Here is a 20,717-nt window from a genome sequence, read left to right on the forward strand (position 1 = left end):
GCAGGCGACGGGTGCCCATCCTAGACACCCGTCGTCGCGGTGGTTCCGGTCTCGGGGTGCGCGGAAACCGCTGCCGCCTTCGCCCGCTTGGCATTGAACTTCTTCTGCCGCGGGTCGAACGCGTCGCGCAGTCCGTCGCCGATGAAGTTGATGCACAGGCAGATGGCCACGATGAACATGCCCGGCCACCAGAACAGCCACGGGCGGGTCTGGAACGCTTCCTGGTTCTGGCTGATCAGCAGGCCCAGCGAGACGTCCGGTGCCTTCACGCCCAGGCCCAGGTAGGACAGGCTGGTCTCCAGCAGGATCGCCGCCGACATGCTCAGGGTCACCGAGACGATGATGACGCCCACGGCATTCGGCAGGATGTGCTTGAAGATGATCCGGGCGCTGGAGGCGCCGGCGATCCGTGCGGCGTCGACGAATTCGCGCTCGCGCAGGGACAGGAATTCCGCCCTGACCAGTCGGGCCAGGCCGGTCCAGATCACGCAGCCGACGAACAGGCCCAGGAAATACGGCTGGATGCCGGGCCCGACGGCCCGCCCGGCGACCTGGCCGAGCACCGCCGCGATGATGATCAGCGGGATGACGATGACGACGTCGGTCAGCCGCATCAGCACCGCTTCGACCCAGCCGCGGAAGTAGCCGGCGAGTGCGCCGATGACCACCCCGATGGCGCCGCCGACCAGGCCGATGATGAACATTACCGCCACGGAGATCTGGATGCCGCGCATGGTCTGGGCGAAAGTATCGCGGCCCAGCCGGTCCTGTCCGAACGGATGTTCGCCCAGGCTGAAGGGGAAAAGCTGCAGGGTGGGCGCTCCCGAGTTCACCATGTCGTTGACGCCGTTGTGCGTGTACTTCCACCAGCCGGGCAGGCCGAACATCCCGCTGGACGAATAGGCGATCAGCAGGATCAGGCCAAAGACCACCAGGCTGACGACGGCTGCCGTGTTGCCGATGAAGCGCCTGCGGACGATCTGGCCCTGGCTGAGGCCGGCCTTGTTCTCGTTGGTGGCTGCGACGGGTTTCGTTGCTGTGGCGCTCATGCCTTTACCCTCACTCGCGGATCAAGCGCGGAGTAGACCAGGTCCGCGACAAGGTTGAAGACCAGTGCCAGGATGCCGGTGATGAGGAAGACACCCATCACCGGATTCGGGTCGACCCTTTGCAGCGCCTGGATAAACAGCTGCCCCATGCCGGCGAACGCGAACACCTGCTCGGTGATCACCGCGCCGCCGATCAGCCCGCCGATATCGAAGGCGACGATCGTGGCGATCGGAATCAGCGCGTTGCGGAACGCGTGGCGCATGACCACGGTGCGCTCGCCCAGGCCCTTGGCCCGGGCGGTGCGGATGTAGTCCATGTTCATGATCTCCAACATCGACGACCGCGAGTAGCGGCTGTACGACGCCAGGGAAATCAGCAGCAGCGCGACGGTGGGCAGCAGCAGGTGGGTGAACGTGTCGAGGCCGTGGACCCAGTAGTCGCCCTTCAGGTTCGGCGTTTCCGAGCCGATGGTGGCGATGGGCCGCTGGTTGACACGCCCGTTGGTGAAGTAGGTGGGCCATGCCTGCATGAAGCGGTCGAGCGCGATGAGGCATCCGACCAGGAAGGAGGTTATCGCCGCGGCATTCATGCTCTGGCGGCGGTCATAGCCGCCCATCAACCAGCCGACCGCGAGCCCGACCAGGACGGCGGCAAGGGCCAGCAGGAAGATCATCAGCCCGGTGGCCTGGGCCAGGAGCGGCTGGATCGGGAAGTAGATGATCACGCCGATGCCGACGCTGATGAGCGCAGAGTAGAGCGCCTTGCGGTTCTTCAGGCCCGCGGCCAACAGGGTGATGCCGAAGGCGATGCCGACGCCGCTGATGGCGATAACCACCAGGCCGAGCCCGGGAGTCTTGAACCACTGGGTGACCGACAGACCCCAGAACACTGCGGCAGCCAGCAGGAAACCGATTCCGGCGGCGCTCAGTTTCCGTTTGTAGCTGCCGTTGGCGCAGACGAACCACACGGCCGCGCTGACCAACCCGATGATGAGGATGGATTGCAGCGGTATGTCGGGGTTTTTCAAAAAGTTATTGAATCCAATGGCACCGAATTCTTTCAGCAGGACGGCTACCCAGAAAACGGGAAGTGAAAAGAATAGGAACGCCATGAAGGTGATGCCGTAATCCAGGGCGCTGTACTGGCGCAGTGCCGAAACAATGCCCAGGGAAACTCCAATGATGATGGCGAGGACTGTTGCCGCCGTGACCAGCAGAATGGTCATGCCCATGGCCCGGCCCAGTTCGACGGTGACCGGCTGGCCGTTGACGGCATAGCCCAGGTCGCACTGCGCCACGAACGGGACGACGCACTTGGCGGCGCCCGCCAGCCAGCCGAAGTACCGGATGGGTGCCGGTGTGCCCAGGTCGAGCAGCGCGATGCGCTGCTGCATGAGCTGCTCCTTGTTCGCGGCATTGCTTTCCCGGAGGTCGTGCAGGGGATCACCCGACAGCGCCGTCAACTGATAGACCAGGAAAGAGGCACCTAGGAGAATGAGCACGGCGGTGAATAACCGCCGCACAATGTAGGTCACCATAGCGTTTTTAACCTCGTTGGTATGTGTCTGCGGATCTTGTGGATCCGGCATTTTCACAGTGAGTGTAATGCAGGTTACACACGAGCGGAATTTGGGAAATCCCAATCACTTATGCGGGCAAAATCCGGTGGTAAATGGCGCAAGGCGCCGGGACCGTGGTACTCAAGGTCCCGACGCCTTGCATGCTATCTGCCGAGGAACAGGCGGGGCGGTTACTTAACCTTCCACTCCCAGAAGTTCCACCAGACGCCGGTCTGGTTCGGCATGTACTTCACACCGTCGATCCGGTCGCTGTTGTAGGCATCGATGCCGACCGGCTGGAACAGCGGCAGGCCGTAGAACGAATCCCAGACGATCTTGTCGATCTGCTTGATGAGTTCGTCCTGCTTCTCCGGCTCCGTGGTGACGATCAGCTCGTCCATCAGGGCGTCGGCTTCCTTGCTCGAGAAACCGTTGTAGTTGGAGTCGGCCTTGGTGCGGAAGATCTGCGGCACGCCGCTGACGCCCACGCCCGGGGAGATCCAGCCGAAGATGGTGGCATCGTAGGTGCCGCCGCCCAGGGCCGAGCCCCAGTCGGAGCCGCCCAGGCCGCCGTCGACGATCTTGAAGCCGGCCTTGGAGGCGGATTCCTCGATCAGCGTGAAGGCGTCCACGCGGTTGGGGTTGTCCTTGTTGTACATGATCCGGACCTCGGGCGTGGCGCCGGCCAGCAGCTCCTTGGCGCCCTCGATGTCGGCTTCCTGGTAGTTCTCGGAGCCGTTGTTGGCGGCGGAGTCCTCGTACCCGGCCTGCGCCGGCACGAAGAACTGGGAATCCAGCGGCTTGGCCTCCGGATCCAGCGGAGCCATCAGGCGGTCGACGATGGCCTTGCGCGGCACGGCCTTCATGAACGCTTCGCGGACGTTGGCTTCCTTGAAGACGCCCGAGAAGTTCAGGTCGATGTGGTCATAGGAGAGCTGCTCGCCGCGGTTGACGGTCACGCCCTCCAGCCCTTCGAGCAGTTCCACGGTGTCGGCGGACGCCTGCGGGGCGATGATGTCCACTTCGCCGTTCTTCAGCGCCTGGACCTGATCCGGAGCGGCGCCGATGTAGCGGATGGTGATTTCCTCCACGTTCGGCATCGGCCCGAATTCGTAGGCCTCGTTGCGGACCAGGGTCATGGACTGATCAGGAGTGATGCTGTCCACGATGAACGGGCCGGTGGAGAGGTAGAGGCTGGCGTCCGACGGGAGGGTCTTGCTGTCGAAACCGGTGTTCCAGAAATCGGCGACGGCCTTGAGCTCTTTGTTCTCGGCCGGCTTGTCCGGGTTACCCTTGGGGCTCTCGCTGATCAGGTCGACCAGTGCCTGCTCGTCTGCCAGTCCGGCCTTCTCGGCCACCACGTGGGCCGGGCTGTCCAGGACCCCGTAGGAGATCTCCCAGTCGGCGAACGGCTTGGAGTACTTCAGCGTGATGGAGCGGCCGTCGTCGCTGATCTCGGGCTTGTCGGTCAGGCCCAGGCCGGAGGTGTCGCCGGCGTAGGAGAAGTAGGCAGTGCCCTTGTCGACTTCACCCTCGTCGTTGTAGGTGGCATCGTCGAAATGGCCGGAGTAGACGGCCCAGGCGAGCAGCAGGTCGCCGGCGTCGACCGGGTTGCCGTCCGACCAGGCGACGCCCTCGTTGACCGTGTACTTGATGGTCAGCGGGTCTTCGCTGACCTTCTCGTAGGTGCCGAATTCTTCGTTCTTGACCACGTTGAGTTCGTTGTCGATGTAGTTGAAGTCCGCATGGGTCAGGTACGAGATCTTCGAGTTGATATCGACGTTGCCGACGGCCGTGTCCGAGTTGAAGGAGCTGAAGGCGTTCACTTCAGCGACGCTGATGGAACCACCGGCTCCAGCCGCGGTGGAATCGCCTGTGCCCTCGGGGGAATTTCCGCCACCCGAAGTCGCGCAGGCGCTCAGGGCCAGGGCTGCAACAGCCGCGACCCCGATAGCTTTGGAAGTACGTCCGAAACGCATTCCGCCTCCTTGTTTCTGTCTTTGGAAGGTCCCCTGCAGTGCTGCAGGGGACGGACATAGACCGCGTCGCCTGAAGTTCAACGAGCTTCCCGCCGAACGTGGCATGTCTCACACGCAATAGAGCGTAAACCGGAACCCCTCGGCTTGGGTATAAAAACTTCGCTTCATATCCGGTTGTTACCGAGATGCAACCTTAAAGCCACGGGCCGCCACGGGGCGAAAACTTCGACCCCGGGCGGGAGTCGGGGCCGGATGCCCGGAAACACGGCGATCCCGGCCTGTTGGAGGGCTGGGGGCACCGCCGGAAACGGTTGCCTCAGACAAGTTTCAGTTATCGGCGGCTAACCGATTCGTGTCCGGGTCGCCGACCGCCGCGGCCCCTTAGCCCGTCGATTGGGCCCGACGCACGAGGGTCCGCTGGCCGGAGTCGAGCCGTCGTGTCCAACCGCGTGCGTCGAGGTGTTCGAGCAGCGGGATGACCACCCGCCTGGTGGTGCCCAGAGCCCGGCGTGCCTCGCTGGCCGTGAAGGGCTCGGGCAGGCGGGCCAGTTCCCGCATTGCCAGGGCGGGCGCCTGCGGAAGCAGCACCACCCCGCCGGCAAACCGGAGCAGGCGCCCGCTGCGTTCGGCGGCGGCGAGTTCACGGTTGCCGAGACCCAGGGCCCTCAGGTCGTGGGCTTCGGGGGCGGCGAAGGGGTCGGATCTGAGGCGGTGCTCCAGCGTGCTGACCGCGTCCTCGGCGGCACCGAGGCCGCCGTGCCGGCCCGGCAGCCGGACGTATCCGCCGACCTGTTCCAGCCCGGCCTCCCGGACGGCCGCGTCGAGAACCGCGTTTCCTGCCGGTCCGAGCAGGTCAACGGCGGCTCCGCGGGAGAGGCCGGCCGCCAGCGGGTCCCGCTCCCCCAGGTCCAGCACTGCGGCCCGAAGCCGCCGCCGCCAGTCGTCGAAGACGGTTGCGTGCACCCACCACTCGCCGAACGCCCGGACGTCGTCGGGGACCTTGTTGGGCGCCGAGACGCCCATCCGGCGGAGGTGTTCACTGCGGACGGCACCACGGCGGGCCACCTCGATGAGCGCGTCGCCGGCGGGAGGCATCGCCGTCAGGCTTTCGGCGCGCCTGGCGCTGTCCCCGCGGCGGTCGAGCGCGGGCGGGTCGACGTCGAGGACTTGGACTCCGGCCAGCACCGACCGGCTGCCGTCGGCCCGCAGCACCAGGCGGTCGCCGACCGCGAGCGGGAGCCGCCAGTCGAGGGTCAGCCGGGCGTGGTCCTCGTTGAACGGGCGCACCCGACACGGCACGGCCGCGGTGCCGATGTGGGCGAGCAGGTGCCGCGGCCCGTCGGGGAACGCCGCGCCCATCGTGCGGCGGACGTCGATGCTGTCCACGAGGAGCCAGGCGTCTTCGGACAGGAGGACGTCGCCGCGACGGATGCCGCCGGCGGCCATGCCGCGGACATTGACGCCGACCCGGTTGCTCGGACCAATGGTCGGAAAGGCTTCGTTGCGGCTGTGCAGGCCCCGGACCGACACCGGCCGGAGGCTGCCGTGGCCCGCGAGCTGCAAGCGGTCGCCCACGGCCAGGGAGCCGGCTGTCAGCGTTCCGGTCACCACCGTTCCCGCGCCGCTGATTGTGAAGGATCGGTCAATCCACAACCGCACGCGGCCCGAGGGGTCGGGAGCGGGGAGGGAGGACAGGGTCGTATCCAGTACCTTGCGCAGCTCGTCGAGGCCGCATCCCGTGACCGCGGACACGGCGACTGCCGGCGCGTCGCGCAGCCCGGTGCCCGCCAGCTCCGCACGCACCCGCGCGAGGACCTCGTCGGCCCGGCCCGGGGCGCGGTCGCTGCGGGTCAGCACCACCAGCCCGTGGTTGATGCCCAACGCCGCGACGGCGTCCCGATGATCGCTGGACTGGGCCTGCCAGCCTTCGTCCGCGGCGACGACGAAACACACGGCGGGAACGGGACCGAGCCCGGCCAGCATATTGCCCAGGAACTTCTCGTGCCCGGGCACGTCCACGAGCGCCACGTCCCTGCCCGACGGGAGCACGGTCCAGGCAAAACCCAGGTCGATGGTCAGGCCGCGGCGCCGTTCCTCGGCCCAGCGGTCGGGCTCCATTCCGGTGAGCGCGCGCACGAGGGTGCTTTTGCCGTGATCGACGTGTCCCGCGGTGGCCACCACGAACATGTCAGGAGCCCGTGGTTCGCTGCTGGTCGTCGATATGCGCCAGCGCCGAGCGCACGGCGGCGGCGAGCCGCTCGTCGTCGGCCTCGGGCACGCAGCGCAGGTCCACCAGGCAGGCACCGCGGTGGACCCGGGGCAACACCACGGGGTCGCCCGTCCGCAGCCGTCGGGCGGCCGCTTCGGGCAACTTTAGGGCCCACCCGGGCAGCGGCACCCCGGGCGCTCCCCCGCCGCCGACCCTGCCGTCGTGCTCCACCACACGGCCGCCGGCGCTGGCGGCCAGGCGCTCGGTGCGCTGCCGCAGCCGGGCGGGATCGGCGTGCAGGGCCGCCGCCACCGGCGTCTGTTCTCCGGTGAGCGTCGCCTCCACCGCGGCCAGCGTCAGTTTGTCTGCCCGCATCGCCCGCGCGAGCGGATGGCGCGCCAGCCGGGTGATGACCGCGGCCCGGCCCAAAAGCAGTCCCGCCTGGGGGCCGCCGAAAAGCTTGTCACCGCTGGCGATGACGACGTCGGCGCCGGCGGCGAGCGCACCGGAGATGTCCGGTTCCCGGGGCAGCACCGGGTCTGGTCGGAGCAGGCCGCTGCCCAGATCCACGACCAGCGGGATCCGGTGTTCCTCGGCCAGGGACCGGAGCCGGCCGATGCCGACGTCAGCGGCGAACCCGCTGACCCGGAAATTGCTCGGGTGCACCTTGAGCAGGCAGCCGGTCTGCGTGGTGATCGCCGAGGCGTAGTCCTCCAGGTGCGTCCGGTTGGTGGTGCCCACCTCGCGCAGCCGGGCACCGGTCGATTCAATCAGCTCGGGAAGCCTGAAGCCGGCCCCGATCTCGACGAGCTCGCCGCGGCTGATGACCACTTCGCGGGACCCGGCCAGGGCGGTAGTGGCCAGCACCAGGGCCGCGGCGCCGTTGTTGACCACCAGCGCTTCCTCGGCGGCCGGGCAGGCGTCCAGCAAAGCCTGCCGCGCACCGGCCCCGCGCCGGGACCGTCCGCCGGTGGGCAGATCCATCTCGACGTCGACATAACCGGCCGCCGACAGCACCGCCTGGCGTGCGGACCCGGAGAGCGGAGCGCGTCCCAGATTCGTGTGGACGATGACGCCGGTGGCGTTCAGCACCGGCCGCAACGAGCTGGCCGCGCGGGAAGCCACCGCGGTCAAAACCGTCGCCTCGACGTCTTCCGGGGCAAGGTCGCCGCGACGCGCCTGGTCCTGCACCTCCCGGACGGTGGAACGGATGACGTCGTCGCCGAGGCGCACGCGTGCGTGGAGAAGTTCCGGGTGGGCGAGCAGCTGGTCGGTGCGCGGAATGTGCCGGCGCGGGTCGTTCTGGCCCACGGCCCTCCTTCCGGGTCACCTTCAGCTGTGCAGCTGGCGGAAGCGGACGGGAATCGAACCCGCCAGGCCGAGGTACTCGGCCTCACCGGTTTTGAAGACCGGGGGGCCCACCAGGACCCGGACGCCTCCACGAGCATGGTAACACCGGCCCGCCGCTCCTATGCTGTGACCATGAACGGGATCACCGGCGTCGCAGAAGAGTCCGCAGCAGCAGTCCGGCTCACGGGATACGCACACGGCGGAGGGTGCGCCTGCAAGCTTCCGCCCGGCGAGCTCGAGGACGTGGTCCGCGGCCTGACCGGCCAAACCAACCCCGACGTCCTGGTGGGGCTCGACGACGGCGACGACGCCTCCGCCGTCCGGGTCGGCGGGGACCTCGCGGTGCTCTCGACGGCGGACTTCTTCCCTCCCGTGGTCGACGACGCGTATGACTGGGGCCGGATCGCGGCGGCGAACGCCCTCTCGGACATCTATGCCATGGGCGGCCGCCCGGTCAGCGCGATCAACCTGGTCGGCTGGCCCCGTGACGTCCTGCCGATGGAACTGCTTACCGAAGTGCTGCGGGGCGGGCTCGCCGTGGCGTCCGGGGCGGGCTGTCCGGTGACGGGCGGGCACTCGGTGGACGACCCGGAACCGAAGTACGGGATGGCGGTGACCGGCGTCGCCGACCCCGGCAAGCTGATGCGCAATGACGCGGCCCGGCCCGGGCTGCCCCTCACGCTCACCAAGCCGATCGGCCTCGGTCTGCTCAACAACCGGCACAAGAGGACCGGGGAGGTCTTCGATGAGGCGGTCGCGGTGATGACGCAGCTGAACCGGGAGGCCGCGGACGCGGCGGTGCGCGGCGGCGTCCGCGCGGCGACCGACGTCACCGGGTTCGGCCTCCTCGGGCACCTCTACAAGATGTGCCGCGCCTCCGGCGTGGGTGCGGTCATCGACCGGAAGGCCGTGCCGCTCGTCGCCGGCGCGCGGGAGGCGCTGCGGGACGGCTACATCTCCGGCGGCACCCGGCGCAACCTCGAATGGGTCCGCCCGCACCTGCGGCCGGGGGCAGGCATCACGGAGGATGACCTGCTGCTGCTGGCCGACGCGCAGACTTCCGGCGGATTGCTCGTGGTCGGGGAACTGCCCGGGCACCCGGTGGTGGGGCAGACCGTTCCGGGACCCGGGATCGAGGTGCGCTAGACCCGCGGCCGGCAGGCTTAGCCGGCGGTCGTGATCGAATCGTGGACGGTGCCCGCGCGGCGCCGGGCCGCGAGCCGGTTCTTCTGCGGCTCGATCGTGTAGCGGGGATCCTCCGCCGAGCGGATGCCGGCACGCAGAATGCCGAACCGCGTCAGCGCCGAGGCGGCCAGCAGCGCCGTGCCGCAGGCCGCGGCCGCCGGCCTGTGCCTGCCGACGGCGAGCGCCCCCACGCCGGCGGCGACGGCCAGCCGTTCGCTCCACTTGAGCATTTGCCCGGGAGCACCCTCGTGGAGGGGTTCTGCGGCCACCGGGTCCATGCCGCGTTCCAGTGCCCGGGTGGCGATGACCTCACCGGCGACGCCCAGGACCGCGAGCGCCCGGGCGGGCCCGGCTTCGCGGACCGGGGTCGTGATCATGGCAAGACCGGCCGCGGCGAGGCTGGCAGAACTGACGAAAACGAAGGGCAGGTTGTCACGCCCGGCATTCCAGGTCGGGTTCGCGGTGTCCGACAAGAGAACCGCGGTGTAGGCGGAGAGCGGTGCCGCGAACACCGCGGCCCCTACCCCCGCCGGGCCCTCGAGCAGGCGCAGCACCGGGCGCAGCGGCCCCAGCGGCAGCCGGGAGCCGGTCAGGCGGTCGATTTCGGACGCCGCCGAAATCCCGGCACCGGCACTGAACGCGGCGAGGATCCAGGAGCCCAGGCTCATGGGCGAGGTGGGCTTGATGGTGCGCAGCATGTTGAGGAACCGCTCGGGCCGGCCCAGGTCTTCGATCAGCGCCACGGCACCGAACCCGACTGCCGTGAGGGCGGACAGGCGGCTGTTGCGGCACAGCACACGCCGGCCCGTCAATTGCCCGCCGAGTCCGAGCAGCGCCGAGCCGCCGGCCACGCCGCCCAGGAAGAGGTAGAGGGCTATCGGGTCTCCCCACGGCGGCGGCTTGACCACCGGCCGGCCGTAGTAGGAGGCGAACCCTGCCTCCGGCACCACCGGCATTTCGCCCGAGCCGTCTCCGGTCCCGGCGCGGCGCCGCTTGCCGCCGCGCCGGTCCCGGCGCGGCGGCTCGGGCGGGCGGTAGCTGTCGAAGTCGGAGACGGTCACCCGCGGCCTCCCGTCAGGAAGGCGGCCGTGGCCGCGGCCAACATGCCGGCCGCGGCGATGCCGGCCCGTTTGAACATGCGCGGCAGGTCCGCCGTGGGCACCCGCGGGTCCGGCGGCAGCCCGTACACCTCCGGTTCGTCGAGCAGCAGGAACAGGGAACCGGTGCCGCCCACGCCGTCGGCATCGTTGGCCCCGTAGAGGCGTGCCTCGGTCAGCCCCTGCGAGTGGAGTTCTGCTACCCGCTGCTTCGCGGTGGCCACCATTTCCTCGCGCTCGCCGTACTTGATCGACGTCGTGGGGCACGCCTGGGCGCAGGCCGGCGTCTGGCCGTCGGTGATCCGGTCGTAGCACAGCGTGCACTTCTGGGCGACACCGACGTTGCGGGTCGGGGCCTGTTCCCCCGGGGTGAAGTCGCGCTGTGTCTTCGGTCCTGCCGTGCCGTCGCTGCGCCGTTCGATCACGCCGAACGGGCATCCCGCGACGCAGGTGCCGCACCCGTTGCAGACGTCGTCCTGCACCACCACGGTGCCGTGCTCGGTGCGGAACAGCGCACCAGTGGGGCACACGTCCAGGCACCCGGCGTTGGTGCAGTGCTTGCACACATCCGAGGACATCAGCCAGCGGAAATCGGGCGTATCGGGGGGCGTGGTATCCAGGCCCGGAGGCTTCCCTGCTGCAGCCGCGCTTCCCGGCGGGCCGATGCCGGGCATGCCGAGGCTGACGAGTGCGCGCCCGGAGTCGCGCGCCTTTTCGATCCGCCCGCGGTCCTGCTCGACGAAGGCGACGTGGCGCCACGTGTCGGCTCCCAGCGAGCCGGTGTTGTCGTAGGAGGACTGCAGCAACTCGTGCTGCGGGTCGGCGGGATTGCGGTTCCATTCCTTGCAGGCCACCTCGCACGCCTTGCATCCAATGCAGATCGAGGTGTCCGTGAAGAAGCCCTTGCGCGGGTGTCCGGTGTGCGGAATGTCCCCGGGCGCTTCGGTCAGCCGGTTCATGAGCCTTCCCTCGTGGTGTCATCGCCCGGCACGGGGCCGGGGTGGGTGATCTTGTCGCTGCCGGTCTCGGGCGTCACCCCGGCGCGGGCCTGGTATTCGGCGACCAGGGCGAGCAGTTCCGGGCCCCGGGGACGGCGGCCCGGGAGGATGTCGCACGATCCGGCCTTGGATTCCTGGATCTGCACGTTGGGGTCGAGGGTCACGCCCAGCAGATCGTTGGCTGCGTCCCCGCTGATGACCGCTTCCTGTCCGACGCCCCAGTGGTAGGGCACCCCGATCTGGTGCACCGTGCGCCCGCCGACGACCAGCGGCTTCATCCGTTCGGTCACGAGCACCTTGGCCTCGATGGCTGCCCGCGGCGAGACGATCGTCGCCCAGCCGTACGGTTCCAGTCCGCGTTCCGCCGCCAGTTCCGGCGACACTTCGCAGAACATCTCCGGCTGCAGCTCCGAGAGGTACGGCAGCCACCGGCTCATCCCGCCGGCCGTGTGGTGTTCGGTCAAGCGGTACGTGGTGAACACAAAGGGGTAGATGTCCGCACCGGGCACGTTGGCACTCGGCGCGCTGAGATTGTCTGCGCGCGGGAAAGTGAGCCGGGCGGGATTCTGCTGCTGCCCGTAGAGCGGGTTGGCGACCGGAGATTCCTGCGGCTCGTAATGGGTCGGCAGCGGCCCGTCCACCATGCCCTTGGGCGCGAACAGCCACCCCTTGCCGTCGGCCTGCATGATGAAGGGGTCGTCTCCGGCCAGCGCGGCGGCGCCGCCGGCCGTCGGATCCGGCCTGCTCCCGGGAGCGCGGTCCAGCGGGAAATCGGGGACGTCCTCCCCGGTCCACCGGTTCTGCTCCGGGTCCCACCAGACGTACTTCTTGCGTTCGCTCCAGGGCTTGCCGTCGGGGTCCGCCGACGCGCGGTTGTAGAGGATCCGCCGGTTCGCCGGCCAGGCCCAGCCCCACTCGGAGGCGACCGGCCCTTGTTCCTGGCCGGGCTTGCGGTCGGCTGCGTGGTTGATGCCGTCGGCATACACGCCCGTATAGATCCAGCATCCTCCCGAGGTCGAGCCGTCGGGGCGCATCTCGGTGTACGACGAGAGGGGCATGCCGGCGCGGGGACCGGTGAGATGCCGGCCGTTGATTTCCGCAAGCACCGCCTCGCCGTCGGGGTCGCCGTGTTCGTCGGTGGGATAGTCCCACGTGAGGTCCAGCAGCGGCCGGTCCCGTTCATCGGTCGAATCCGCCAGCTTTGCCCGGAGGCGTTGGCCCAGCTCGTAGAAGAACTGCAGTTCGCTGCGGCAGTCCCCCGGCGGCTGGATGGCCTGGTGCCGCCATTGCAGGAGCCGCTGGGTCTGCGTGAAGGTTCCGGCCTTTTCCACGTGCGTCGCCGCCGGCAGGAAAAATATTTCGGTGCCGATGTCCTCGGTCCGCAGCTCGCCCGTGGCGATCTCGGGGCCGTCCTTCCACCACGTCGCCGACTCGATGAGGTTCAGGTCGCGCACCACCAGCCATTTCAGATGGGACATGCCAAGGCGCTGCATGCGCCCGTTGGCGGATCCGACCGCGGGGTTCTGGCCGAACAGGAAGTAGCCCTCGACCTCATCGGCCAGCATGCCCATGACTGTCTGGTAGGTCCCGTGCGGGCCGTTGATGCGCGGAAGGTAGCCGTAGCCCCAGTCCGAGTCCTCACGGGCCGCGTCGCCCCACCAGGCCTTGAGCAGGCTGATGGTGTAGGCATCGGCGTCGGCCCAGTAGCCCTTTTGGTCCGGCGACGCGATGCCGCCGAGGTAGTCCTGCAACGTCTCCATCTCGGCCTTCGGCATGGGGAGGTAGCCGGGCAACAGGTTGAACAGGGTCGGGATGTCGGTGGAGCCCTGGATGCTGGCATGGCCACGCAGCGCCATGATTCCCCCGCCCGGCCGCCCCATGTTGCCCAGCAGGAGCTGCAGGATCGCCGCGGTCCGGATGTACTGCGCGCCCACGGTGTGCTGGGTCCAGCCGACGGAATACGCAAAGCAGGTGGTCCGGTCGCGGCCGGAGTTCTCCGTGACCGCCCGCGCCAGGTAGTCGAAATCCGCCAGGGAAATGCCGCAGGCGTCCCGGACCATCTCCGGGGTGTACCGGGCATAGTGCCGTTTCAGGATCTGGAACACCGTCCGCGGGTGCTCCAGCGTGGGGTCCTGCTCGAAATCGGGGTGGGCCAGGGTCGGCCCTCCGCTGCCGTACTGGTGCCCGGTTGCCCGGTCCGCGGTGTCGGCGCCGTGTTCGTGGCCGCCGGCTTCTCCGGCCTCCGCCTTCCGTTCATAGGCCCACGACGCGAGGTCGTACTGGCCCGTTTCCGGATCGAATCCGGAGAACAGCCCGTCCAGGTCCTCGGTGTCACGGAACTCTTGGTTCACCAGGGTCGCCGCATTGGTATAGGCCCGCACGTAATCCTTGAACCACAGATCGTTGCTGATCACGTAATTGATCAGGGCGCCCAGCAGCACGATGTCCGAACCGGCCCGGATGGGCACGTGCCTGTCTGCCACCGCGCTGGTGCGGGTAAACCGCGGATCAACATGGATGACCTTCGCGCCGCGGGCCCTGGCTTCCGTCACCCACTGGTAGCCCACGGGATGGCACTCGGCCATGTTGGAGCCCTGGATGACGATGCAGTCGGCGTTGGCCATGTCCTGCAGCGACTGCGTCGCGCCGCCGCGTCCAAACGAGGTTCCCAAACTGGGAACCGTTGCGGAGTGTCAAATGCGGGCCTGGTTCTCAAGTTGGATGGCGCCCGCAGCGGTGAAGAGTTTCTTGATCAGATAGTTCTCTTCGTTGTCGAGGGTCGCCCCGCCCAGCCCGGCGATGCCCATGGTCCGCCGGAGCGGCCGGCCGTGCTCATCGCTTTGCTGCCACGTGTTCCGGCGGGCTTCGAGGAACCTGTCGGCAATCATGTCGACGGCGGTGTCCAAGTCAAGGTGCTGCCAGTCCTTGGCGTGGGGCGCCCGGTAGAGCACCCTCGTCTGCCGGCCGGGCGCGTTGACCAGCTGCTCGCTTGCGGATCCCTTGGGGCAGAGCCGGCCGCGGGAGATCGGCGAATCCGGGTCGCCCTCGATCTGGACAACCTTTTCGTCCTTGACGAAGACACGCTGGCCGCAGCCCACCGCGCAGTATGGACACACGCTCTGCACCACGCGGTCCGCGGTGGACGTCCGGGGAGCGATTTCACGGGTCCGCCGCGAGGTCACGGCCTCGCCCCGCCCGAGTGAATCACTCGTGCGGAACTGCCGTACCACCGGCCACTCCAGGAAGCTGAACCGCGACATGGGCCCACCCTAACCCATCCAATTTCTCTACAACAGGGGAAAACGACGACGGCGGAGGAGCAGCTCCGGGGCACAGGCTGCTCCCCCAGTAGCGAGCGGGCGCCTGCGGGGAACGCCGCCAGGTACTCGTCCACGGTCTTCGGCTTGTCCCTGTCTCGAAGCTACCCGCCGCGGGCCAGACCGGGGCCGGTGTTTGCCTGATTTGCGCGTGAGGGCCGGCAAGGTATTCCCTGCGGGCAGCGCGCGGTCCATACTCGGACACGTACGGGGCATCGGCGGGACGGAGCCGCCCCTGGCGCAGGCTCCGGCCGCAGATGCAGGCGCGAACATCGGAGTCTGGCATGGCTACTTGGAGCGGTTCCCAGTCCCTCCTCAGGCGCAAGCCGATCACGGAGCTGGTGGAGGAGAGCGGGGAAAGCCATCTGTCCAAAAGCCTGGGCGTCTGGCAGCTGACCGCGATCGGCGTCGGCGGGATCATCGGCATCGGCATTTTCACGTTGGCCGGGCTGGTGGCCAACGGCGGCCCCGAGGCTGCTCCGGTCGGCCCGGCTGTGCTCATTTCCTTCCTCATTGCAGGCCTGGCCAGCGCGGCGGCGGCCCTGTCGTACGCGGAATTCGCGGGCATGATCCCGTTTGCCGGCTCGGCCTACACCTATGGCTATGTGGCCCTGGGGGAGGTCATCGGCTGGTTCATCGGCTGGGACCTGCTGCTGGAATACACGGCCATCGTCGCCGTCGTCGCCATCGGCATCTCGGGCTATTTCAGCGCCTTTATGGAAGGCATCGGCGTCCAGGTCCCGGCGTGGATGGAGGGCACCGCGGACACGGTCGAGGGCGGCGTGGTCAACCTGCCGGCCATCGTGGTCTGCCTGCTGATCACCTGGATCCTCAGCCGCGGGACCCGCACCTTCGGCCGGTTCGAACTGATAGCGGTGGGGCTGAAGATCCTGCTGATCCTCTTCATCATCGGGCTGGGGTTCTTCTTCGTGAACCCGGGCAATTACAACCCGTTCATGCCCTCCGGATTCGGTCCGGTGCTGGCCGGAGCCGCCACCGTGTTCTTCGCGGTGTTCGGCTATGACGCGATGAGCACCGCGGCAGAGGAATCCGTCGACGGCAAGAAGCACATGCCGAAGGCGATCCTGCTGTCGCTGGCCATCGCGATGACGCTCTATGTGCTGGCCACGCTGGTGCTGACCGGCATGCAGAACTACAGGGACATCAGCCCCACGGCGGGGTTCGCGTCCGCCTTCGAGTCGGTCGGGCTGCCGGTCGTGGCCACGATCATTGCCGCCTTCGCCGTTGTTTCGATCCTGACCGTGATGCTCACCTTCCTGCTGGGCGTGACCCGGGTGTGGTTCTCCATGAGCCGCGACGGGCTGCTGCCGTCCTGGTTTGCGGCGACGGACCGGCACGGCACCCCGCAGCGGGTGACCTGGATCGCCGGCACCGCGTCGGCGCTGCTGGCCGGAGTGTTCCCCATCCGGGCCGTGGCGGACCTCACCAACATCGGCATCCTGGCCGCCTTCGTGGTGGTTTGTGTGGCCGTCATCGTGCTGAGGCGCACCCGTCCTGAGGTGCCGCGGACTTTCCGGCTGCCGTGGATGCCTGTGGTCCCGGCCTTCGGCGTCTTGGCCTCCGGGTTCCTCATGCTCCAGCTGCACTGGGAAACCTGGTTGCGCTTCGTGGTTTGGCTGATCATCGGCCTGGCCATCTACCTGTTCTACAGCCGCAAGCACTCTCTCATGAACCCAAACAGCCCGCGCCACCGGGCCGTACCCGGGTCATCCGACGCCTGAAGGCAGCCGCTTAGCCGTTGAGCTCGCTAGTCGTTGAGCTCGGCGGTGGCGACTTCGTACTCTTCGACTTCGAGGATCTCCAACGATAAGGAGTTGCTTGCCTCAGAGCGGAGACTCTTCGCCCTTTCCTTACTTCCAGCCAGGTTTTCTTCCGTGTCGTACAGCGCGATGGATAAAGATTTGCCGTTCCCCTTCCCATTCAGGAAATAGAAGCCCCGGCAACCGGGGAGTTCCAGCACCCGGGTGACGAGATCCTCCGGGGGCCCGCCGGAAGTGTCCTGGCTGCCTCGGTAAGTGCTGACTCGTGCGAACATGGCTACCTCCAATGGTTTATCAGCCGGAGCCCCGCCTGCCGCTGCATACTAGAGGCGCAATTTCGAGGCCGTGCACAACCTCTCGGCAAGCCATACCGCTGGTTCGGGCTCCTCCCACCAGTAGGCACCCCTCAGCGCCTGTAGACAATACCGGGACTCGACAATAATGCTTGCCCTTCGTCAGCGGCAGGTCTACTTGCAGCCGCGGCCTGCCCACGCGGCGCAGTACAACGGATGGTGTTCGGGCCCTAAAGCGCGTCGCCGTCGTCCTTCGCGAAGGCCTATGGGAGCCGCCGGTCCTCGGGATGCTGCAGGCGCAACCACTTGCAGCCGAACCCCTCGAGGGGCAGGGTGCAGGTGCCGTCCTCGGCGATTTTCACGTCCGCGCCACCCAGCGGGTCCAGCATCCTTACCGTGCCTTGGCGGGTTGTCGAGGCACGTATCTCAGGTACGCGATGCCGTTGTCGAAGATTCTGTGTTCGGTAAGGCGCAGGTCGAGGTGCACGTCGTCAGGCAGGGCGCGCAGGCCTCCGCCCACCATCTTTGGCACCACGAAGAACCGGAAGTCGTCAACCAGGCCCGCACGGATCGCGTCTGCCGCGACCGTGGGCCCGAAGATCTCGACCACACCCTTCGCACGCTCCACGACCCGCTGCAGCTCGACCAGGCTCAGGCGCGGCACGATGCGTGCCCGGTCCGAGGTGAGCTCTTCGACTGTCATGGTCGACGACACCACGACCTTGTCCAGGCCCCGCCAGCGCCGGGCGAACTCCCGCTCAGCCACAGGACGGTCCTCGCCATCCGGATAGGTGTCCCAGTACCCCATCAACGCATAGGTTCTCCGCCCGAGCACCTCGGTGGACACCTCCGCCATGCGCTCGAGGTGAACGGCAAACACGGCATCGCTCGGGCCCGTCCACTGGAAGTCGCCGTCGGCATCGGCGACGTAGCCGTCGATGGACGTTGTTGCCACGAAGGCGAGGGTTCCCATGATCGTTCCGCCCCTTCACGCTGGGTGTGCCGGGTTCCCACGGCGACACCGGCACCGGTCAGTTCTTCTTCAGTTCCTCGGCTAGCATCACGATGATGCCGCTGGGACCGCGGACGTACGTGAGCCTATAGGCGTCCTCATAAGTCGCCACCCCGCGAAGCGGCCGGCAGCCGTGTTTCGCGGCTATTTCGAGGGCCTTGTCCAGATCGTCTACCGAGAAAGCGACCCGGTGCATGCCGATCTCGTTGGGACGGGTGGGCGAAGACTCGATCGCTTCGGGGTGGAGGTACTCGAAGAGTTCGAGCCGGCCGTGGCCGTCCGGGGTCTGGAGCATCGCGATGTTGGCGTGGTTGCCGTCGAGCCCGACGGCGGTGTCGGTCCAGTCACCGCTGACCGTGTCACGGCCGAGGACCGTCAGGCCGAGGTCGGTGAAGAAGGCGATCGCCGCTTCGAGGTCGCGAACGGCGATACCGACGTTCTCCAGTTTGATGGCCATGCGCGACATGCTAGCGAGCCGGGAGGACAAAAAAGAAGCCCTCCGCCAGCTGCGCCGCGTCGGAGTTGCGGCACAATAAATCGTGTGGACGACCTGCATGTGCCCCCGGGACCCGGCGCGCCCCGCGGCCTCCGGGTGCCGGCGGGAGAGCTGGTCGAGCAGTTCTCCCGAGCCTCGGGCCCCGGCGGCCAGAGCGTCAACACCGCCGACTCACGTGTGCAGCTCAGTCTCGATCTGGGCACCACGACGGCGCTCAGCGAGATCCAACGCGAACGCGCCGTCGCCAGGCTCTCCGAGAGGATCTCGGGCACGGTGCTCACCATCAGCGCCTCCGAACACCGCTCCCAGCGGCAAAACAGGGCTGCGGCGCGGCAACGCCTCGTCGTACTCCTGCGGGACGCGGTGACTCCGCCGGTCGTCCGGCGGGCAACCCGGCCCACGGCTGGCTCGCGGCGCCGCCGGCTCGAATCGAAACGGTTGCGCTCGGAGACCAAGCGCAACCGCAGGCGCCCCAACTCCGAGTAACCCGTCTGTTTGCGTCGATCGCTGGGGCCCTCTCTCCGACGATTGACCGGCCCGACTGCGCTCCCCTTTTCCGGCATCCCCGGGGATGCTTCCGGTGACCGCGGCCGGTCGGACTTCAGCGCTTGACACAAATCCGGCAGCGGAGAAAAGTGTCGGCCATACCGCCCGCTCCCCCTGCCGCCGCCACCCGTTGCAGTCCCGGGAGCCGGGCTTGGCCGCCTGATCATGGAATGGGTGAGCATGGATAACGGTGCCTCGAGAGCCGAACCGGCGCCATCTCCCCGCGGAGGCCCTGCGGGACGCCTGATCGCCCGGCATCCGGTAACTGCCTTTGTGGTCATTGCGATCGGGCTGACGTGGGCGGCGCAGGCGATATCGATCGCTCTGCTGGGCAACGTTGTGCCCGGGCTCCTGGCAGAGCTGCTGATCCTGCTGGGTACTGCGGTCCTCGTGACCGCAGCCTCAGGCGGCGGGAAGGCCGTCCGGGGCCTTTTTCGGCAGGCTGTCCGCTGGCGGGTAGGGGTCGGCTGGTACATCGCCGCCCTGCTCGCCATACCCGTGTTGACCCTGCTGATCGCCGCGGCGACCGGGTCTTTTCGGCAACCCGAAGCCGGCTGGGCGGCTGAAACCGGCAACTATTTCCTCAATGCCATCCTCGTCGGGGCTGTTCTGGCGAATATCTGGGAGGAACTGGCCTGGACCGCCGTTGTACAGCACCGGCTGATGGAGCGGTGGGGCCTGATCGCCGGCTCGCTGCTGACAGCCTTACCCTTTGCCCTCATCCACCTCCCCCTCGCCTTCGCGGACAAAGGCTTCACGGGGACGCCCGTCCAGGAGGTGCTTTTCTACTGGGCGGTCCTGTTTCTCTTCGCCCCGATTTTCAGGCTCCTGGCAGGCATGGTGTATCTGGGCGCGGGCGGAAGCATCCTCATCGTCGGCCTCCTTCACGGGTCCTTCAACGCCTCCGGCTCGGAAAAGCTCAAGGCGTTCGAGGGAGAGTGGCAGCAGATCGCCGCCGCAGCCATGCTCGCCGTCGTCCTGGCGCTCTACCAACAAAGCGTGGCACGCGCCAAGGGACGTCGAACAGGATCCCGACCGGATCGCTACTCAGCATTCCCGGACGACACCTGAACTGGACTGGGTGCAGCGGTGCGTCTTGTCGGACCAAGCATTGAGGGAGCCCGGAATTCAAGTGGACACGATACGAGTATCCTCGGGTGGCATCACGTCCTAGAGCAGGGGCACCCCAAACGGGCGGGTCGAGTCCCTTAGGCGCGAGAGTCACCGAAGTTCTCGGGCAGTCGGGCCGCCAGCTTCCACGCTGCCGGCATGGCGGCTGCCGCGATCAGCGACTTCACGATGCCGCCGATGATGAACGGGTACAGGCCCCACTCGAGCGTCTGCTGCAGGTCGGCGCCCAGGGAAATGGCCAGCCAGGCCATGCCGAAGACAAAGGTGATCACGGTACCCGCCAAGAATGAAACGGTGGCGCCCAGGAACTTCTTGTCCCAGTTGCGCTTGGCCAGCCAGCCGGTCAGCCCCGCGGCGGCGATGAAGCCCACCAGGTAGCCGCCGGTCGGGCCAACGGCGGCGGCCAGGCCGGAGGATGCGTCGCTGAACACCGGCATGCCAGCCACGCCGGCTACCCAGTACAGTGCCATCGACAGCATGCCGCGGACCGGGCCCAGCGTGCTGCCGACCAGCAGGACGGCCAGGGTCTGGCCGGTGATCGGGACCGGCCACAGCGGCACGGCCACCTGCGCCATGACGGCGGTCAGGCCTGCCCCGCCGACAACCAGCGCGGTGTTGGCCAAGGCGGTGCTGGGGACCAGGGCGTCGGCCAGGACACCCTGTCGCGCAACGGCGGCTGATGCTGTGCTCATGGTTGCTCCTAGTGTTTTGCGGA

Annotated in this window: 17 protein-coding genes and 1 tRNA gene; 4 read left to right on the forward strand and 14 right to left on the reverse strand. The window is 67.9% G+C overall.

Features of this window, described 5'->3' with window-relative positions:
• Window positions 1–20: 20 nt before the first annotated feature.
• The 6 genes from AC5RVV_RS05205 to AC5RVV_RS05230 form a co-directional block, all read right to left on the reverse strand.
• Entirely contained in the window at window positions 21–1,049 is a 1,029-nt protein-coding gene (locus AC5RVV_RS05205; protein WP_494000318.1) for an ABC transporter permease, read from the reverse strand.
• A complete protein-coding gene (locus AC5RVV_RS05210) occupies window positions 1,046–2,587 on the reverse strand; it encodes an ABC transporter permease (protein ID WP_494000319.1) in 1,542 nt (513 codons plus the stop codon). Before AC5RVV_RS05210 ends, AC5RVV_RS05205 begins: the two co-directional genes overlap by 4 nt.
• Before the next feature lie 212 nt (window positions 2,588–2,799).
• Complete coding sequence (locus AC5RVV_RS05215) at window positions 2,800–4,587, reverse strand: ABC transporter family substrate-binding protein (RefSeq protein WP_494000320.1); 1,788 nt, start codon at window positions 4,585–4,587, stop codon at window positions 2,800–2,802.
• 381 nt (window positions 4,588–4,968) lie between these two features.
• Window positions 4,969–6,774 carry a selenocysteine-specific translation elongation factor gene (selB, locus tag AC5RVV_RS05220; RefSeq protein WP_494000321.1) on the reverse strand — a complete coding sequence of 602 codons (1,806 nt, stop codon included), beginning with the start codon at window positions 6,772–6,774 and terminating at the stop codon, window positions 4,969–4,971.
• A 1-nt stretch (window position 6,775) separates the two neighbouring features.
• Window positions 6,776–8,107: an L-seryl-tRNA(Sec) selenium transferase gene (gene selA, locus AC5RVV_RS05225; RefSeq protein WP_494000322.1), complete on the reverse strand. Its 1,332-nt coding sequence runs from the start codon at window positions 8,105–8,107 to the stop codon at window positions 6,776–6,778.
• Between the two features lie 34 nt (window positions 8,108–8,141).
• A tRNA-Sec gene (locus AC5RVV_RS05230) sits at window positions 8,142–8,236 on the reverse strand.
• A gap of 42 nt (window positions 8,237–8,278) precedes the next feature.
• Between AC5RVV_RS05230 and selD the strand changes: the two genes are divergently transcribed.
• Window positions 8,279–9,292 carry a selenide, water dikinase SelD gene (selD, locus tag AC5RVV_RS05235; RefSeq protein WP_494000323.1) on the forward strand — a complete coding sequence of 338 codons (1,014 nt, stop codon included), beginning with the start codon at window positions 8,279–8,281 and terminating at the stop codon, window positions 9,290–9,292.
• Window positions 9,293–9,309: 17 nt separating this feature from the next.
• Here selD and nrfD read toward each other — a convergent pair whose 3' ends face one another.
• From nrfD to fdh, 3 genes are read right to left on the reverse strand one after another with little or no spacing between them, the layout of a single operon-like run.
• Window positions 9,310–10,392 (reverse strand): NrfD/PsrC family molybdoenzyme membrane anchor subunit, encoded by a 1,083-nt coding sequence (nrfD, locus tag AC5RVV_RS05240; protein WP_494000324.1) that lies wholly within the window; start codon window positions 10,390–10,392, stop codon window positions 9,310–9,312.
• Window positions 10,389–11,387, reverse strand: coding sequence for a 4Fe-4S dicluster domain-containing protein (locus AC5RVV_RS05245; RefSeq protein ID WP_494000325.1), 999 nt, complete (start codon window positions 11,385–11,387; stop codon window positions 10,389–10,391). The genes nrfD and AC5RVV_RS05245 overlap by 4 nt, the downstream gene beginning before the upstream one ends.
• Window positions 11,384–14,686 carry a formate dehydrogenase gene (fdh, locus tag AC5RVV_RS05250; RefSeq protein ID WP_494000326.1) on the reverse strand — a complete coding sequence of 1,101 codons (3,303 nt, stop codon included), beginning with the start codon at window positions 14,684–14,686 and terminating at the stop codon, window positions 11,384–11,386. Before fdh ends, AC5RVV_RS05245 begins: the two co-directional genes overlap by 4 nt.
• Window positions 14,687–15,027: 341 nt before the next feature.
• Between fdh and AC5RVV_RS05255 the strand changes: the two genes are divergently transcribed.
• Window positions 15,028–16,485 (forward strand): amino acid permease, encoded by a 1,458-nt coding sequence (locus AC5RVV_RS05255; RefSeq protein WP_494000327.1) that lies wholly within the window; start codon window positions 15,028–15,030, stop codon window positions 16,483–16,485.
• A gap of 26 nt (window positions 16,486–16,511) precedes the next feature.
• On the opposite strand, the gene AC5RVV_RS05260 is transcribed toward AC5RVV_RS05255, so the two are convergent.
• The 4 genes from AC5RVV_RS05260 to AC5RVV_RS05275 all read right to left on the reverse strand — a co-directional run bounded on the left by AC5RVV_RS05260 (window position 16,512) and on the right by AC5RVV_RS05275 (window position 18,286).
• Complete coding sequence (locus AC5RVV_RS05260; RefSeq protein ID WP_494000328.1) at window positions 16,512–16,799, reverse strand: hypothetical protein; 288 nt, start codon at window positions 16,797–16,799, stop codon at window positions 16,512–16,514.
• Between the two features lie 281 nt (window positions 16,800–17,080).
• Window positions 17,081–17,206 carry a hypothetical protein gene (locus AC5RVV_RS05265; protein ID WP_494000329.1) on the reverse strand — a complete coding sequence of 42 codons (126 nt, stop codon included), beginning with the start codon at window positions 17,204–17,206 and terminating at the stop codon, window positions 17,081–17,083.
• A gap of 2 nt (window positions 17,207–17,208) precedes the next feature.
• Complete coding sequence (locus AC5RVV_RS05270) at window positions 17,209–17,772, reverse strand: dihydrofolate reductase family protein (protein WP_494000330.1); 564 nt, start codon at window positions 17,770–17,772, stop codon at window positions 17,209–17,211.
• A gap of 76 nt (window positions 17,773–17,848) precedes the next feature.
• The gene (locus AC5RVV_RS05275; RefSeq protein WP_494000331.1) at window positions 17,849–18,286 is read right to left on the reverse strand and encodes a VOC family protein; all 438 of its coding nucleotides are present in this window, start codon (window positions 18,284–18,286) and stop codon (window positions 17,849–17,851) included.
• An 84-nt stretch (window positions 18,287–18,370) separates the two neighbouring features.
• Here AC5RVV_RS05275 and arfB point away from each other — a divergent pair, with 84 nt between their 5' ends.
• Together arfB and AC5RVV_RS05285 are read left to right on the forward strand one after the other, a co-directional pair.
• Window positions 18,371–18,811, forward strand: a complete 441-nt coding sequence (gene arfB / locus AC5RVV_RS05280; protein ID WP_494000332.1) for an alternative ribosome rescue aminoacyl-tRNA hydrolase ArfB — start codon at window positions 18,371–18,373, stop codon at window positions 18,809–18,811.
• Between the two features lie 333 nt (window positions 18,812–19,144).
• Entirely contained in the window at window positions 19,145–19,942 is a 798-nt protein-coding gene (locus AC5RVV_RS05285; protein ID WP_494000333.1) for a CPBP family intramembrane glutamic endopeptidase, read from the forward strand.
• Between the two features lie 137 nt (window positions 19,943–20,079).
• Here AC5RVV_RS05285 and AC5RVV_RS05290 read toward each other — a convergent pair whose 3' ends face one another.
• A complete protein-coding gene (locus AC5RVV_RS05290; RefSeq protein ID WP_494000334.1) occupies window positions 20,080–20,694 on the reverse strand; it encodes a biotin transporter BioY in 615 nt (204 codons plus the stop codon).
• Window positions 20,695–20,717: the final 23 nt, after the last annotated feature.

This window comes from Arthrobacter sp. MDT2-34-1 (assembly GCF_059091365.1).